Source organism: Acidovorax facilis (assembly GCF_023913775.1).
Lineage (GTDB): Bacteria > Pseudomonadota > Gammaproteobacteria > Burkholderiales > Burkholderiaceae_C > Acidovorax > Acidovorax facilis.
Map to the genome: position 1 here is coordinate 62,251 of NZ_JAMXAX010000008.1, position 16,854 is coordinate 79,104.

The window sequence follows — 16,854 nt, forward strand, 5'->3', positions numbered from 1 at the left end:
GTGTTCTTCCTGGCGGGCCGACCCGTGAGCGAGGGCAAGCCACAGGCTGCTTTGCGCGGGGTATCGCCTTCCAAAACCAGCAAGGGCGGGCGATGCCGTGCCTGCGCACCGTTGCCATGGGCGCCGCCGCAGGTCGCGATGCCCGAAAGCGTAGGCGTTTATACATAGGCATTAGTCCCAGTATCTACTGCGGGGTAGGGGGGCATACGATGCACTGCGATCACAACGCATGCATGAGGACCTTGCTGGCCAAGGCTTCTTTCCCCAGCACCCAACGGAGCGACCCAGGCGCAATGAGCGACGTCATTCTTGAAACCCACAGCCTGACCAAAGAGTTCAAGGGCTTCACCGCCGTCAGCGATGTGAATCTGGCCGTCCGCCGGGGCTCCATCCATGCGCTGATCGGCCCCAACGGCGCAGGCAAGACCACGTGTTTCAACCTGCTGACCAAGTTTCTCACGCCCACCTCGGGCACCATCCGGTTCAACGGGCACGACATCACGCGAGAGCAGCCCGCACAGATCGCGCGCCGCGGCGTCATCCGCTCGTTCCAGATCTCGGCGGTGTTCCCCCACCTCACGCTGATGGAGAACGTGCGCCTGGGCCTGCAGCGCAAGCTGGGCACCTCGTTCCACTTCTGGCGCAGCGAGCGCACCCTGTCGCAACTGGACGACCGCGCGATGCAGTTGTTGACAGAAGTGGGCCTGGAAGACTTGGCCGACGAGGTGACGGTCAACCTGCCGTACGGCCGCAAGCGCGCGCTGGAGATCGCCACCACACTGGCCATGGAACCCGAGCTGATGCTGCTGGACGAGCCCACCCAGGGCATGGGCCACGAAGACGTGGACCGCGTCACCCAGCTGATCAAAAAGGTCTCTGCCGGTCGCACCATCTTGATGGTCGAGCACAACATGAAGGTCGTCTCCACCATTGCGGACCGCATCACCGTGCTGCAGCGCGGCGCAGTGCTGGCTGAGGGGCCCTACGAAGAAGTTTCGAACAACCCACAGGTCATGGAAGCCTACATGGGCACCACCGACGGTCAACTCCAAGGAGCGCATTGATGGCTGCCGCTCCCGCCCTCGAAATCAAGAACCTTGAAGCCTGGTACGGCGAGTCGCACGTGCTCCATGGTGTGGACATCGTTGTGCAGCCCGGCGAAGTGGTCACGCTGCTGGGCCGCAACGGCGCGGGCCGCACCACCACCATGCGCGCCATCATGGGCCTGACCGGTGCGCGCAAGGGCTCGGTCAAGATCCATGGTGTGGAGACCATCCACATGGCCACGCACCGCATTGCGCACCTGGGCGTGGGCTACTGCCCGGAAGAGCGCGGCATCTTCTCCAGCCTGTCGTGCGAAGAAAACCTGCTCCTGCCCCCGGCACTGAAGACCGGCACGCCCGGCATGTCGGTGCAGGAGATCTATGCCATGTTCCCCAACCTGGCCGAGCGCAAGAACAGCCAGGGCACACGCCTGTCGGGCGGCGAACAGCAGATGCTGGCCGTGGCCCGCATTCTGCGTACTGGCGCCAAGTTGCTGCTGCTCGACGAGATTTCCGAGGGCCTGGCACCGGTCATCGTGCAGGCCTTGGCCCGCATGATCATGATGCTGCGCGAGAAAGGCTACACCGTGGTCATGGTCGAGCAGAACTTCCGCTTTGCCGCACCGCTCGCCGATCGCTTTTATGTCATGGAGCACGGCCGCATCGTCGAAAAATTCGGCGCGTCGGAGCTGGAAGAAAAGATGCCCGTGCTGACCGAACTGCTGGGCGTTTGAATGCGCCCCGAAGTCTTGCTTCCCGTTTTCTTCAACCACACCCACAGGAGACAATCCATGAAGAACAAACTCAAAACGCTGGCACTGGTGCTGGGCGCCGCTGGCCTGGCCACCTCGGCCGCGCATGCGCAAGACAAGGTCAAGATCGGTTTCATCACCGACATGTCCAGCCTGTACGCCGACGTGGAGGGCAAGAACGGTGCGGTGGCCATCCAGATGGCGATTGATGATTTTGGCGGCAAGGTGCTGGGCATGCCCATCGAGCTGCTCACCGCAGACCACCAGAACAAGGCCGACATCGCGGCTTCCAAGGCCCGCGAGTGGATCGACACCCAGGGCCTGACCATGCTGTTTGGTGGCACCAACTCTGGCACAGCCCTGGCATCGGCCAAGGTGGCGGCCGAAAAGAAACGCGTGTACATCAACAATGGCGCCGCCAGTTCGGCGCTGACCAACGACCAGTGCACGCCCTACACCGTGCACTATGCCTATGACACCGTGGCGTTGGCCAAGGGCACGGGTTCGGCCATCGTGGATACCGGCGGCAAGTCCTGGTACTTCCTCACGGCAGACTATGCGTTCGGCCATGCACTCGAAGCCGATACCAGCACGGTGGTCAAGGCCAAGGGCGGCACCGTGGTGGGCACCGTGCGCCACCCGCTCAACGCGTCCGACTTCTCGTCCTTCCTGTTGCAGGCGCAGAACTCCAAGGCACAGATTCTGGGTCTCGCCAATGCTGGCGGCGACACCATCAACGCCATCAAGGCTGCCAAGGAGTTCGGCATTGGCAAGAGCATGAAGCTGGCGGGTCTGCTGATCTTCATCAGCGACGTGCACAGCCTGGGCCTGCGCAACACCGAAGGCCTGCAATTCACCACCAGCTGGTACTGGGATCTGAACGACGACACGCGCAAGTTTGCCGCGCGTTTCTTCGAGAAGACCAAGCGCATGCCTACCGAAATCCAGGCGGCCGATTACTCCGCCACGATGAACTACCTCAAGGCCGTGGAAGCAGCCAAGACGGTGGATGCCGACAAGGTCATGGCCACATGGCGCGGCATGAAGATGAACGACTTCTTTGCGTCGGGCCAACTGCGCCCCGATGGCCGTTACGTGCATGACATGTACCTGATGGAAGTGAAGAAGCCTTCGGAGTCCACCAAGCCCTGGGACTACTACAAGCTCGTCAAGAAGCTGCCCGGCGACACGGTGTTCACCACCAAGGCTGAGAGCAAGTGCGCGCTCTGGAAGTAAAGCCCTGAGCCGGATTCAACGCGCACAGCCGCCCAGATGGGCTGGCCTGGCGCGTTGTGCCCCCTGACCTGAACCCCCTCCACCTGCCACTGCCTCCCATGGAAATTTTTGGTGTCTCATTGCCGGGCCTGTTGAGCCAGCTCCTTCTGGGGCTGGTCAATGGGTCGTTCTACGCCATCCTCAGCCTCGGCCTGGCCGTGATCTTTGGCCTGCTCAACGTCATCAACTTCGCCCACGGGGCGCTGTTCATGACGGGCGCCCTGATGACCTGGATGGCGATGAACTACTTCGGCATCAACTATTGGTGGATGCTGGTGCTGGCGCCGCTGGTGGTGGGCTTGTTTGGGGTGTTGATCGAGCGCTTGCTGCTGCGCTGGATCTACAAGCTGGACCATCTTTATGGCCTGCTGCTCACGCTCGGCCTCACCTTGCTGATTGAAGGCGTGTTCCGCTCCATCTATGGCGTGTCGGGCCTGGGCTATGACACCCCTGAGCTGCTGGAAGGCGCGACCAACCTGGGCTTCATGATCCTGCCCAACTACCGGGCCTGGGTGGTGGTGGCCTCGGTGGTGGTGTGCCTTGCCACCTGGTATGTGATCGAGAAGACCAAGCTCGGCGCTTATCTGCGCGCTGGCACTGAAAACCCACGCCTGGTGGAAGCTTTCGGCATCAACGTGCCCGTGATGGTGACCCTGACCTACGCCTTTGGCGCCGCGCTGGCTGCCTTCGCTGGCGTGCTGGCGGCCCCGGTCTACCAGGTCACGCCGCTCATGGGCCAGAACCTCATCATCGTGGTGTTTGCCGTGGTGGTGATTGGCGGCATGGGCTCCATCATGGGCTCCATCCTGACCGGGCTGGGCTTGGGCGTCATCGAAGGCTTCACCAAGGTCTTCTATCCGGAAGCATCGTCGACCGTGGTGTTTGTCATCATGGTCATCGTTCTCCTCATCCGCCCCGCCGGCCTGTTCGGCAAAGAAAAATAAGGGGCAGCCAGCATGAATCTCAAGAACACTGCCACCATCGGCTACGGCCTGCTACTGCTGGGCCTGATTGCCGCACCCTTCCTTGGTGCTTATCCCATCTTTGTGATGAAGCTCATGTGCTTTGCACTGTTTGCTTCGGCGTTCAACCTGCTGCTGGGCTACACCGGCCTGCTGTCATTCGGGCATGCAGCATTTTTGGGCGGGGCGGCCTACGTGGCGGGGCATGCCATCAAGGTGTGGGGCCTCACGCCCGAGGTGGGCCTGCTGCTGGGCACGGCCGGGGGGGCTTTGCTGGGCCTGCTGTTTGGCTGGCTGGCCATCCGCCGCCAGGGCATTTATTTTTCAATGATCACGCTGGCGCTGGCCCAGATGCTGTTCTTTGTGTGCTTGCAAGCGCCCTTCACCGGGGGTGAAGACGGCTTGCAGGGCGTGCCGCGCGGCAAGCTCTTTGGCCTGATCGATCTGAAGGACGATCTGGTCATGTACTACGTGGCGCTGGTCATCGTGGTGGCTGCGTTCCTCGTTATCGTGCGCACCATCCACTCGCCGTTCGGCCAGGTGCTCAAGGGAATCAAAGAGAACGAGCCCCGCGCAATCTCTCTGGGGTACGACACGCACCGCTTCAAGCTGCTGGCCTTTGTGCTGTCGGCTGCGCTTGCGGGGCTGGCGGGCTCCCTCAAGACGCTTGTGCTCGGCTTTGCCACGCTGTCGGACGTGCACTGGACGGCCTCGGGTCAGGTCATCCTGATGACGCTGGTGGGCGGCCTGGGCACACTGTCGGGCCCGCTCATCGGCTCGGCCGTGGTGGTTCTGCTCGAAAACAAGATCGGTGAATTCGGCAACCTGCTGGCGGCGCTGACCAGCGTGGAGTGGTTCAAGACCCTGGGCGAATCCGTCACCATGGTCACGGGGCTGATCTTCGTGATCTGCGTGCTGGCCTTCCGCCGGGGCATCATGGGCGAAATCATTGCCTGGCTGGCACAGCGCCGCGCGGGCAACACGGCAAAGCACTGACCCCGTCATGGCCCGCAACGGCGGGCTGCTACCTGGATGCTGCTCAAAAAGCCGCTGCCGCCCTCACAGGCGCAGCGGCTTTGCATATCCGGTCATCTCCAGATAGCCCCGGCCCACGGGCTGTCCGCTGCCGTCCAGCAGGTCGGACAGCCCCTCCCAATAAATCGCGCCGCTGGACCCACTGCTGTCCAGCTCCTGGTTGTCCAGCAGGGCGCGCACCTCAAACTGCCCCACCGGCGTCAGCACCCGCCACTGCACCGGGTAGCGCGCGCCGCTGTGCGGGCTGGTCCAGGTGCGCAGCGGGGTAAAGATCACGGCCTGCGCGCCAAACACCTGCACGGCCTGCCCGGGTGCCCGCCACGACCCTCCGGCCCACAGCGCAGACCCATCCGCGCGCCGCAGGCGGAAGGCCGTGAGCGCGCTGCCATCGGCCAGGTTCATGCCGATCCAATCCCAGCCCTGGGCCTCGGGGTGCATCAGCGCCTCGCTCCACTCGTGGTCCATCCACGCGCGGCCGGTGCCCGGCTCCACCGCCATGCGGCGGCCTGCGACTGTCAGGTGCCCGCTCACGGCCAGCTGCGGCTGGCTGTAGTAGTAGCTCGCCTGCGTGGCATCCGGCCCCTTGCGCGACAGGCCTTGCTGGCCCTGCAGCAGCACCGGCTGCGTGCTGTCGAACTGCAGCTCCAGTCCCAGTTCGCCGCCGGTGATGCGCGTGGTGTAGCGGCTGCGCGGCGCCTCACCGGGAGTGCTGCCCGGCACATCACTGCGCTCCAGCGTCCAGTCCTGCAGCCGGATGCGCGTGTCCGCCTCGCTGGCCTGCGCCACGCCAAAACCCGCACGCGCAATGCGCTGGTCGTGCCGCAGGCGCTGGCCTTTCACGTCGGTGATGGCCGCATGCGCAAACAGCAGCTGCTTGGCCGCAAACGCCGACTGCAGGCCCTGCGTGGCGTCCACCCGCGACCGGAAAAACGTGAGCTGAAACCCCCACGGCTGGCCCTGCGCCTGCACATGGCCGGTGATGTACCACCACTCGGTGCGCAGCTCCAGGTGGCTACCGTGGTCGCGCGGGAAGGCCAGCGTGCGCGCAGGCAGCGCCTGCGCCATACCCGGCCAGAGCGCACCCAGCCCGGCTGCCTGCAGGCTGGCCCCCATCAGCCACTGGCGGCGTGTGGAGCTGTGCATGGTGTGGGGATCGATGTACGGGATGGAATTGCGGGACGGGGCAGGGCGCTCAGCCCATCAATGCATCCACCTTCTGCTGCGCCGCCGAGCAATCGCCAAACGTACGGTCCACCCAGTCGGTGTCGAAGTACGTGGGCAGGTAGCGCTCGCCCGCATCGCACAGCAGCGACAGGATGGAGCCGCGCTCGCCCCGTTCACGCATCTCGCTGGCCAGCGCCAGCATGGCCACAAAGTTGGTGCCCGTGGACGGCCCCACACGCCGTCCCAGCAACTGCGACAGCGCGCGCATGGCAGCAACCGATTCGCAGTCCGCCACATCCACCATGCGGTCCACCAGCGTGCGGATAAAGCTCGGCTCCACACGCGGCCGGCCGATGCCCTCGATGCGTGAGCCCGGCGCTGTCAGCGCGGCATCGCCTGTGCGGTGGTAGGCGCTGAACACCGAACCCGCCGGGTCGGCCACACACACCTGCGTGGCATGGCGTTGGTAGCGCACATAGCGGCCAACGGTGGCGCTGGTGCCGCCCGTGCCCGCGCCCACCACAATCCAGCGCGGGACAGGGTGCGGCTCGCGCGCCATCTGCGTGAACATGCTCTCGGCAATGTTGTTGTTGCCGCGCCAGTCGGTGGCCCGCTCGGCATAAGTGAACTGGTCCATGTAGTGGCCGCCGGTTTCGGCGGCAATGGTGCGGGCCGCGTCGTACACCGCGCCCGCGCTGTCCACGAAGTGGCAACGCCCGCCATGGAACTCGATTTGCGCAATTTTTTCGGGCGACGTGGTGCGCGGCATGACCGCCACAAACGGCAGCCCCAGCAGCCGCGCAAAGTAGGCTTCGCTCACTGCGGTGGAGCCGCTGGACGATTCGACGATGGTCGAGCCCTCATGCACCCAGCCATTGCACAGTGCATACAGAAACAGCGACCGTGCCAGCCTGTGCTTGAGGCTGCCTGTGGGGTGGGTGGATTCGTCCTTGAGGTACAGGTCAATGCCATGTACGGCAAAGGCAGGCAGGCGCAGTGGGATCAGGTGCGTATCGGCACTGCGCTGGTAGTCGGCTTCGATGCGGGCGATGGCTTCGTGGAGCCAGGGAGAAGCGGAGGGCTGTTTCTGCATGGGCTGCATTGTCGCAGCCCTCGTCGGGTCACCAGGGTGGTCAAAGCCCGTAGAACGCCTGGTTGGCCTCTATGCGCTGGGCTTGTGCCTCGGGGTAGCGGCGTTCGGCCAGCAGCCGCTGCAGAGCGGCACGGCCCAGATCGCGGTGGGGGGTGTAGAAGGCACTTACGGCCAGCTCATCCAGTGCACGCCAGGCGTACACCTGCGTGTCCACAAAAAGAATGTCTGCGGGTTGCGCAATCTGCGACGCCTGCAGTGCAAACACCGTGGCGAGCGCATGTTCGCCGCGTTCGCGGTGGTAGCGGGCCAGTTCGCACAGCGGTTCAGCCCGCTGGGGGCGGGCTGCGTAGGCGGCCAGATAGGCATCGCGCACGGTGGCGGCGGGGGCCTGGTTGCGCTCGTGCAGCACGGCGATCTGGAACAGGGCGTACCAGCGCTCTTCTTCCCAGCCCCCCATATCCACCCGGCGCTGGTACCACAACAAGCTGGGCTCGATCTTCCCGGCATCACGGCAGCTCTGGGCCAGGTAGAACACGTTGCGCGTGTTGGTGGGGTCGTCCCGCACGGCCTGCTCCAGCAAGGCCATGTCGCGCAGGTAAGTCTCCGGGTCGCGTGCGCGGGCGCCATCATGGGAGACGTGGATGACCGGCCCCTGCAGCGTTTGCCAGGGGCCGTGCTGCTTGGCGGTGAGGTATTCGTGCAGCACGCCTTCCCAGTGCCAGCCGATGCGTGTGGCAATCAGGCTGTTGCGCTGGTATTCCCAGCCGTCCATGTGGCAGGTCAGGGTGTAGCCGTCGGCCGAGAGCGCGGGCCAGGCAAATTCGGGTGGCACACGCAGTTGCTCGTCGGCATCAATGAAGAGCAGGTAGCCGCCATAGGGGCGTGCCAACTCCAGTGCTTCGTTGCGGTTGTGCGCAAAGTTCTTCCAGGGGCGCTCGAACAGGGTACCGGGAACGTCGTGCATGAACTCGCGGACGATGTCCTGCGTGCCATCGGTGGAGCCCGTGTCCACGATGACCCAGTGGTCTATCCAGGGCTTGACCGAAGCGAGGCACCGGGTGATCACCGGGGCCTCGTTCTTGATGATCATGTTGAGCACGACGGGGGGCATGTGTCGCATAGGTCTTCAGCGTGGGCTTTAGAGGCGGGGAATCCGGACCCCGGCAGATTGCGCGCAGGCCGGTGTTAGCAGTCTGCGCAGTCCCCGCCAGTTGTCCTCTGGCGGGGGCGGTGTCCCATCCTATCTGCAAGCAAGCAACCAGAAAGCCAAGGATCGCATTGATTGGGGCCGGCATATGCCGGGGCCGACCTCTTGAATCACTCGCAGTGCACGGCGCTGATGGCGGTTCCTTCGATCGCGCTTCCCCCGGAGGTAAAGCCGCCAACGTTGGTTGTGCTCATATGCAGCGCAATGTCGTCAGTGGGCAAGAGGGCCACCGCCGTGGTGCTGGTGCAGGTGGCCGCAGGTGTAGCGCCCACCGTGCAACTCAGACCCGTCGAGGCACCGTTCTTATAGAGCGTCACCGTCAGGGGAATCGTTGGCACTGCCGTGTAGTTTCTCACGTGCATCTTTGTGGTGGTGCAGGTCGCAAAAGCTGGGGACGAGGCATTGGCGAACACCGTTGGGTCGATGGTGCAGGCCGACCCTGCAGTGAACGCGCATCGCGAATAGTCAAAGTTGCCGCCAGACATGCCTCCGATACCAAAAGGCACAAAAGCGGCCGAGTCGGTCGTCGCTGGCATGATCGCCGCGGTGCCGAACAGGATGCCGCCGCCTCCGCCGCCCGCGGCCCCAGTGGCGCCGGTTGCCCCCGTTGGCCCTGTGGGGCCTGCAATCCCTTGAGTCCCTTGGATACCCTGTGGCCCGGGCACGGTGCTGTCGGCACCAGTCGGCCCGACAGGTCCTTGAACTCCCTGAACGCCCTGAATACCTTGGGGGCCGGGCACCGTGCTGTCTGCGCCAGTGGCGCCTGTTGCTCCGGTGGCCCCGGTAGAGCCAGTCGCCCCCGTAGCTCCGGTCGCACCTGTTGCGCCAGTGGCACCTGTGCCAGAGGCGCCAGTCGCTCCGGTGGCACCTGCGGGGCCTGTAGCGCCCATCGCGCCTGTGGCTCCTGCCGCGCCGGTGACCCCCGTGGGGCCGGCAACGCCTGTGGGTCCGGTAGCCCCGGTAGGGCCTGTTGCACCGGTGGCGCCAGAACCGATACCCCCTGCACAAGGCCCCAGACGGCCTGTGGGGCCATCAAAGCACGTGAGGTTGGTGTTGGCGGTGGCGCTGCTCAGGCCGGGGGCGCGCACCTCACCGCTGTCTTGCACACGAAACCGTTCCTGGCCGCCGGGGCTCTTGACCACAAACCCGCCACCGCTGGGGACCGTGAAGGACAAGTCCGCCGCCAGGGCCAGCGGCGTGTGCAGTGCGCAGGCGGCTCCCAGCGCAGCGAACAGATAGTGCGGTTGGTACGTGGGCTTTGTGGATCTGGGCTTCATGGTGTGCAGTGCTGGCTGAGGGGGTTACTTCAGAAAGGGACTGTGTTGGTGCGAGTACTCGTCAGTCTTCATCCATCGGTGTAAGTGGCTGCCACGAGTGCACCACGCACTGTTACTGGCACGAAAATTCAACGGAAAGCCCACCGCTGGTGGTTCCGAGCTGAGCACCGCCAGCATCCAATGTGACTGCGAAAGAATCGCCTGCACTAAACGCTTGGTTTGCCGCGATAGTGCAAGGTGCGCCGGTACAGGAGCTGACAGCACTGGGGGCCACAAAGCCGTTGCCCTTGAGCAAGGTTGCCGTTAGCGCAGGGAAGGAGTTTGCGGTCCGCACGTTGACGCTGCCGATGGTGCAGCTTGAGGGCATTGCAAAAAAACTGGCACCTGCGGTCACAGTGGCGCCATTCATGTAGCCCGACGTGGTGGTTGCAGTGGACACCACGATGCTCTGCCAGCGATACCCTCCAGCTCCTGCAGCCCCAGTGGCGCCGGTTGCCCCCGTTGGCCCTGTGGGGCCTGCAATCCCTTGAGTACCTTGGATGCCCTGTGGCCCTGGCACAGTGCTGTCTGCCCCAGTTGGCCCGACAGGTCCTTGGACTCCCTGAACGCCCTGAATACCTTGGGGGCCGGGCACCGTGCTGTCTGCGCCAGTGGCGCCTGTTGCTCCGGTGGCCCCGGTAGAGCCCGTCGCTCCAGTGGCTCCGGTCGCACCTGTTGCGCCAGTGGCACCTGTGCCAGAGGCCCCAGTCGCTCCGGTGGCACCTGCGGGGCCTGTAGCGCCCATCGCGCCCGTGGCTCCTGCCGCGCCGGTGACCCCCGTGGGCCCTGCATTGCCTGTGGGTCCGGTAGCCCCGGTAGGGCCTGTCGCACCGGTGGCGCCAGAACCGATACCCGCCGCACAAGGCCCCAGGCGCCCGGCGCTATCAAAGCAGGTGAGGGTGTTGGCGGTGGGGGCCCCGTTCAAGCCGGGGACGGTGACTTCGCCAGTGCCCTGCACACGAAACCGTTCCTGGGCACCGCCTGGGCTCTTGATCACAAAACCGCCGCCGCTGGGCGGGGTGAAGCTGAGATCGGCAGCCAGGGCCAGGGGGGTGTGCAGCGCATAGACAGCGCTCAGGGCGTAGATCAGACGCAGAGGGTGAAATGAGGTTTTCATGGTTTGAATGCGCTTTTTGCCGGTGTTGCTGAGGTCATGATCGACCGGAAATCGGCTCAGGCTAGAAACTCAAAATCATTGGCACATTGCAAATGCTGTATGCGTGACTTGCGGGTCAGAAATGGCGAACTTGCAAACCCAAGTGCTGGAGGAACTTGGATAGCTTGCTCCCAAGACATCGCCCCTTGACACTGGATCGCCATCGGTGGTGTTGCAGCCGCCAGTGACTATGGTTTTACCGGCACCGCAGGTCGCGGTAACGTTGTACCAATTGTTGGTAAAAGTTTCATCGGTGGACGTGTAGGTGGTCAGTGTCACTGTTCCTGCCCCAGTGGCGCCGGTTGCCCCCGTTGGCCCTGTGGGGCCTGCAATCCCTTGAGTACCTTGGATGCCCTGTGGCCCTGGCACAGTGCTGTCTGCCCCAGTTGGCCCGACAGGTCCTTGAACTCCCTGAACGCCCTGAATACCTTGGGGGCCGGGCACCGTGCTGTCTGCGCCAGTGGCGCCTGTTGCTCCGGTGGCCCCGGTAGAGCCAGTCGCCCCCGTAGCTCCGGTCGCACCTGTTGCGCCAGTGGCACCTGTGCCAGAGGCGCCAGTCGCTCCGGTGGCACCTGCGGGGCCTGTAGCGCCCATCGCGCCTGTGGCTCCTGCCGCGCCGGTGACCCCCGTGGGTCCGGCAACGCCTGTGGGTCCGGTAGCCCCGGTAGGGCCTGTCGCCCCGGTGGCGCCAGAGCCAATACCAGCTGCACAAGGCCCCAGGCGCCCTGCGCCATCAAAGCAGGTGAGGTTGTTGGCGGTGGGGGCCCCGTTCAAGCCGGGGACGGTGACCTCGCCAGTGCCCTGCACACGAAACCGTTCCTGGGCACCGCCCGGGCTCTTGATCACAAAACCGCCGCCGCTGGGCGGGGTGAAGCTGAGATCGGCAGCCAGGGCCAGGGGGGCGTGCAGTGCGTAGGCGGCTCCCAGCACAGCGAACAGGTAGCGTGGTTGGTATGTGGGCTTCATGGTGGTGTGCTGTGTTCGTGGAGGATGTGGCTTCTGGATGAAACTCTGGGAGGTGTACCGAGACAATGCCTAGTCAGGCATCACCCCGTGATGCAAGCCGCTGCTTGTCGGTAGTCGCGAAGGCGAACCGAGCCGTGATGAAGCCGCCTGCCTCACACTGGCTGGTTTCAGGGGTTCATCACAAAAACATTGCATCCCCTGCGTTGGACGGGGCATGTGCGTTGTTGCATCCATGCCCCATCTGCGTTACGCGATGGGGAAAGTCCTCAACTACTGGCAGATGGCGTAGGCCATGGCTGCAGCCGGGTTGGCAAAAATACTCATCTCACAGGTCCACTGGTCGGTTGCAGCTGGATAGCTCCCACCTAAATAATGGTCTCCGGGGTTTAACGTAATTCGGCATCCCCCACTGACCACTGTTTTTCCTGCCGTGCAAGTCGCAGTCAGAGAGACTGCGCCAGTATTCGCGGGCCATGAATCACTGTTGGTTACCGTCGTTAGCGTCAGTGGTCCAGCAACCCCTGTGGCGCCCGTAGCGCCGGTCGGCCCCGTGGCGCCAGTTGCACCGGGGTTACCCTGTGGCCCGGGCACGGTGCTGTCTGCTCCGGTAGGGCCGACAGGCCCTTGAATGCCCTGGATACCTTGGGGCCCCGTAGGCCCTTGCACGGTGCTGTCGGCACCGGTGGCACCCGTTGCTCCGGTAGGCCCTGTGGCGCCCGTTGCACCGGTAGCGCCAGTGGCACCGGTCGCACCTGCTGCGCCAGTGGCACCGGTGCCGGAGGCACCAGTAGCCCCTGTGGCACCTGTTGGGCCTGTGACGCCGGTTGCGCCTGTAGCTCCTGCGGCGCCCGTGACCCCTGTGGGGCCGGATGCACCCGTTGCGCCGGTAGCCCCGGTAGGGCCTGTGGCACCGGTGGCGCCAGAGCCAATACCTGCTGCACAAGGCCCGAGGCGCCCGGCGCCATCAAAGCAGGTGAGGTTGTTGGCGGTGGGGGCCCCGTTCAAGCCGGGGACGGTGACTTCGCCAGTGCCCTGCACACGAAACCGTTCCTGGGCACCGCCTGGGCTCTTGATCACAAAACCGCCGCCGCTGGGCGGGGTGAAGCTGAGATCGGCAGCCAGGGCCAGGGGGGTGTGCAGCGCATAGACAGCGCTCAGGGCGCAGATCAGACGCAGGGGATGAAAAGATGACTTCATGGATGAAAACTCCTGGTTCCGGCAGTTTCAGATGCGTCGATTGCCCGTTGCGCCTGGGGCACGGCGTTGGTGCCACAAGGCTGCCAAGCCCATCAACAATGCCATCAGCATGAGGCCGTATTCGCTCAAAGTTGGAATGTTGGTGGCTGCTGCCGCGCCGCCGATTTGCACGCCGCCATTGACAGTGGCGTTGTCACGGGTGACCGTTGCGCCGGGGCCCAGGTTGATGACGGCAGTGCCGCCGCCCGAGGAGACCAGCTGGATGTTTTGACCGGGCGCTCCTTGCAGAGTCAGGGTGCCCAGCACGGTGATGTTGGCGCCTGCGGGGATGACAAAGGTGCGGCCCGTGGTGCTGGACAAGGTCAGGTTCTGGAACACGAAATTGCCACTGATCTGGCTGGTGTTGCCGATGCAGCCGTCGCGCAGCACCACTGTGTTGTTACCTGTGTCGATGGGGCCTGTGGCGGAGAGATTGCCACCCACCGAGATGATCCCGTTGCTGCCGGAGACGATGGCACTGGAGCCGAAGGTAACGTCGCTGTCTACACTCAGCGTGCCACCGATGTTGAGCGTGCCTTGCATATCCACGGTGCTACAGCTCAAATCAACGATGGAGCCGCTTGGAGCGTCCAGCGAGGCGCCGGGTGGAATGACAATTTGCGCTGCCGCAGGGGCGCACAAGCACAAGGCCATGGCACAACCGGCCAAAAGGCGTGAAATCTTTCGTTGCATTGGATTTTCCCTCGTTGATCAGGCAAACGCTGCACCACAGTGAGGCTCGTTTCGGGCGGATGCCTGCGGCCTGTTTGCTGGTTACAGCGCGATGATTTTTGTAGCGTGTTCACTATTTTCGTGAAAGAGTTTGCAATTTGCAAACAAAATTTGGTCGGTGTGACGTGTCTGCACCAATTTGTTGCATTGCCTGCTGGGCCGTTGCGGGGCTGTGTTCCGCTGGCTACCAGTCTTCCTTCACAGCCATCACCGCATCCCGCCCCGCCGCAGCCCGCCCCGCCAGCCACGCCGTGACGGTGCCCGATGCGACCACGGCCACGCACAAGCCCAGCAGCCGTCCGGCAGGCAGGCTGAGGTCCATGGTCCAGTGAAAGCTCTGCGGGTTGACCACGTGCACCAGTACCACCGAAACGCCAAGGCCCAGCAGCAAGCCTGCGGCCGCGCCCACGCCCGTCCAGGCGGCGCCTTCGCCGGCCACCACAGCCAGGATCTGGCGCCGCGTGAGGCCCAGGTGGGCGAGCAGGCCGAACTCCTTGCGGCGCGCCAGGATTTGGGCGCTGAAGCTGGCGGCCACACCAAACAGGCCGATGCCGATGGCCACGGCCTGTAGCCAGTAGGTGACGGCAAAGCTGCGGTCAAAGATGCGCAGCGACCGTTCACGGATAGCGCCTGCGGAGACGAACTCCACCAGGGCCCCGTCCACCGCGCTGGCGCTCTCCCGGGCCGTGGGCGCACGGCCCGCCTGCGCGGCTGCCACTGCGCGGATCGAATCCTGCAACGCTGCGATGTCTGCTCCCTCGGCGGGCCACAGCGCCAGATCGCTGGTGCGGGCATCGCCGGTCAGGCGCAGCCATACGGTGCGGTCCATGGCCACGGCGCCCGACTGCCGGGCGTAGTCGCGCCATACGCCTGCTATATAAAAGATAGCTTGTTGCGCTTGTCTATCAAGCGCCAGGGGGCTAAAAGCATCAGAAAGTGCAGGCCACTCCATACCAGGGCGTAGCCCATACAGGTCCACCACCGCCTCGCTGATGTAGACGCCAGTGCGCCCCGCGGGCACGCGCAGGGCCTCGCCCACCAGTGGCAGACTTTGCGCCGGATCGTTACCCAGCGGGCGGCTGATGACCGTGAGCGCGGGGCGCGTCGCATCCAGCTGCAGCGGGCTCGCGCGCAGGGCTTGCACACGCGCCAGTCCAGGTAATTGCGCGACGGATTCGGCGAAGCCCGCAGGCAGCAGTGCAGCCTCGCTGCCCGGCACACCCAGGGCCGAGCGCACATACAGGGGCGATGGCAGCACTGCGTCCAGCCACTGCGTGACCGAGCCGCGAAAGCTCGACACCATCACCGTCAGCGCGACGGCCAGGCTCAGGCTGGCCACCACGCCGCCCACTGCGATAGCGGCCGTGCCACGCATGCGCCGCGCGCGCTCCAGCGCCAGCAGCGCCAGGGCGTGGCGTGCGGCCAGCGGCTGCAGGTGGTGCAACAGCCAGGCCATGGCCCAGGGCAGTACAACAATGCCACCCACCAGCAACAGGCCGATGGCCAGGTACGCGGCAAGTGGTATGCCAAAAATGGGCGGAGCGCTCGTCAGTACAGCGCCAATAGCTATCAAAATAATACCTATCCAGCCTTTGCCCGCCTGGCTTGACACGGTGCCCAGGCCTTTCAAGGTTTGCGCGGGCGGCAGTGTCTGCGCGGCGCGCGCGGGCCACCAGCCCCCCACCAATGCAGCCAGCACACCCAGTGCGCCGTAGACCAGGGCCGCCGGTGCGCTCCACTGCAGTACGGGCTGAACGCCCGCAAAGTAGCCACCGCCCAGGTCGCCCCCCAGCAGGCGCAGCGCGGCAGCGGCCAGGGCCGTGCCCAGGGCGATGCCGGCGGCGCTGCCCACCAGGCCCAGCACGGCGGATTCGGCCAGCACCAGCGCCAGGCGCTGGCGCGGTGTGGCGCCCAGCACGGCCAGCAGCGCAAACTGCGGCGCACGCTGCGCCACGCTGAGCGCCAGCACCGAGAACACCAGAAATGCGCCCGTGAACAAGGCCACCAGCGCCAGCACCGTGAGGTTCACGCGGTAGGCGCGCGACAGATTGCTGATGCGCTGCGCCGCGTCGCCCGGCTGCGCAAACACCACCTGCGACGGCCAGCCGGGCAGCGCGCGCACGGCCTGCTCCCACGCGCTGCGGTCGGTGCCCGGCTGCAGCTGCAGGTCGATGCGGCTGAGCTGGCCCGCGCGGCCGAACAGATCCTGCGCCGCACCGATGTCCATCACCGCCAGGGGTGCGCCCCCGGCGGCCACCGTGCCCGCCACCTGCACCGGCCATTGCTGCAGCCCGGCCTGCAGCAGGAGTTGCGGTGCCGGTTCGGTCGATGAGGTGGGCGTGGTGGGCAGACCCAGTGCCTGCAACGCCGCCGCATTGAGGAACACGGTGGCTGGTGCGAAGAGGGCCAGCCGGTCAGCGCCCGCCCAAGGCCGTGGCATAAGCGCGGGCGCCATGGTGGGCAGCAGCAGGGCGTCCACGCCCAGCACGCGCAGCGGGGCGCTGGTGGGGGAGGGCACGCTTGCAGCACCTGGCTGTGGCCGCAGGGCTCGCGCCACGGCAGACAGCTCCAGCAGCGGGCTGGCGCGCGCCACCTGGGGGTGCGTGGCAAGCTGCCCATACAACGCCTCGGGCAGATCGCCCTGCATGGCGCGCAATTCCAGGTCGGGCTGACCGTTGACGGCGCGCACCGCCTGCGAAAACTCGTCCAGCGCCGACGCATTGATCACATGCACCGCAAACGCCAGCGCCACGCCCAGCATCACCGCCGCCACCGCCGCAGCGCTGCGCCAGGGGTGGTGGCGCAGGTCCTGCCAGGAGAAGGTGCGGAGCAATGCAAGCATGGCCTGCATTGTGGCCGCAGGGGCTGGTCCCAGCAGCGTTTGATGCAGGTCAACCTTGCGTTTTGCATCCTCTTG

Annotated in this window: 11 protein-coding genes; 5 read left to right on the forward strand and 6 right to left on the reverse strand. The window is 65.2% G+C overall.

Features of this window, described 5'->3' with window-relative positions:
* Positions 1-293 precede the first annotated feature (293 nt).
* The 5 genes from NFX52_RS04795 (at position 294) to NFX52_RS04815 (ending at position 5,028) form a co-directional block, all read left to right on the forward strand.
* Complete coding sequence (locus NFX52_RS04795; protein ID WP_055393252.1) at positions 294-1,064, forward strand: ABC transporter ATP-binding protein; 771 nt, start codon at positions 294-296, stop codon at positions 1,062-1,064.
* A complete protein-coding gene (locus NFX52_RS04800) occupies positions 1,064-1,777 on the forward strand; it encodes an ABC transporter ATP-binding protein (protein WP_055393254.1) in 714 nt (237 codons plus the stop codon). The genes NFX52_RS04795 and NFX52_RS04800 overlap by 1 nt, the downstream gene beginning before the upstream one ends.
* Positions 1,778-1,834: 57 nt before the next feature.
* Positions 1,835-3,031, forward strand: coding sequence for an ABC transporter substrate-binding protein (locus NFX52_RS04805; RefSeq protein ID WP_055393256.1), 1,197 nt, complete (start codon positions 1,835-1,837; stop codon positions 3,029-3,031).
* Between the two features lie 98 nt (positions 3,032-3,129).
* Entirely contained in the window at positions 3,130-4,014 is an 885-nt protein-coding gene (locus tag NFX52_RS04810; protein WP_010463953.1) for a branched-chain amino acid ABC transporter permease, read from the forward strand.
* A 12-nt stretch (positions 4,015-4,026) separates the two neighbouring features.
* Positions 4,027-5,028, forward strand: a complete 1,002-nt coding sequence (locus NFX52_RS04815; RefSeq protein WP_055393257.1) for a branched-chain amino acid ABC transporter permease — start codon at positions 4,027-4,029, stop codon at positions 5,026-5,028.
* A gap of 63 nt (positions 5,029-5,091) precedes the next feature.
* Here NFX52_RS04815 and NFX52_RS04820 read toward each other — a convergent pair whose 3' ends face one another.
* The 6 genes from NFX52_RS04820 to NFX52_RS04860 form a co-directional block, all read right to left on the reverse strand.
* A complete protein-coding gene (locus tag NFX52_RS04820; RefSeq protein ID WP_207401902.1) occupies positions 5,092-6,210 on the reverse strand; it encodes a lipocalin-like domain-containing protein in 1,119 nt (372 codons plus the stop codon).
* A gap of 49 nt (positions 6,211-6,259) precedes the next feature.
* Positions 6,260-7,333 (reverse strand): PLP-dependent cysteine synthase family protein, encoded by a 1,074-nt coding sequence (locus tag NFX52_RS04825; protein WP_202907097.1) that lies wholly within the window; start codon positions 7,331-7,333, stop codon positions 6,260-6,262.
* A 31-nt stretch (positions 7,334-7,364) separates the two neighbouring features.
* Entirely contained in the window at positions 7,365-8,435 is a 1,071-nt protein-coding gene (locus tag NFX52_RS04830) for a tetratricopeptide repeat-containing glycosyltransferase (protein WP_055393259.1), read from the reverse strand.
* Positions 8,436-8,641: 206 nt separating this feature from the next.
* Entirely contained in the window at positions 8,642-9,808 is a 1,167-nt protein-coding gene (locus tag NFX52_RS30840) for a collagen-like protein (RefSeq protein ID WP_202907098.1), read from the reverse strand.
* Positions 9,809-13,193: 3,385 nt separating this feature from the next.
* A complete protein-coding gene (locus tag NFX52_RS04855) occupies positions 13,194-13,898 on the reverse strand; it encodes an IPTL-CTERM sorting domain-containing protein (RefSeq protein ID WP_055393265.1) in 705 nt (234 codons plus the stop codon).
* 223 nt (positions 13,899-14,121) lie between these two features.
* The gene (locus tag NFX52_RS04860) at positions 14,122-16,788 is read right to left on the reverse strand and encodes an ABC transporter permease (protein ID WP_055393267.1); all 2,667 of its coding nucleotides are present in this window, start codon (positions 16,786-16,788) and stop codon (positions 14,122-14,124) included.
* Positions 16,789-16,854: the final 66 nt, after the last annotated feature.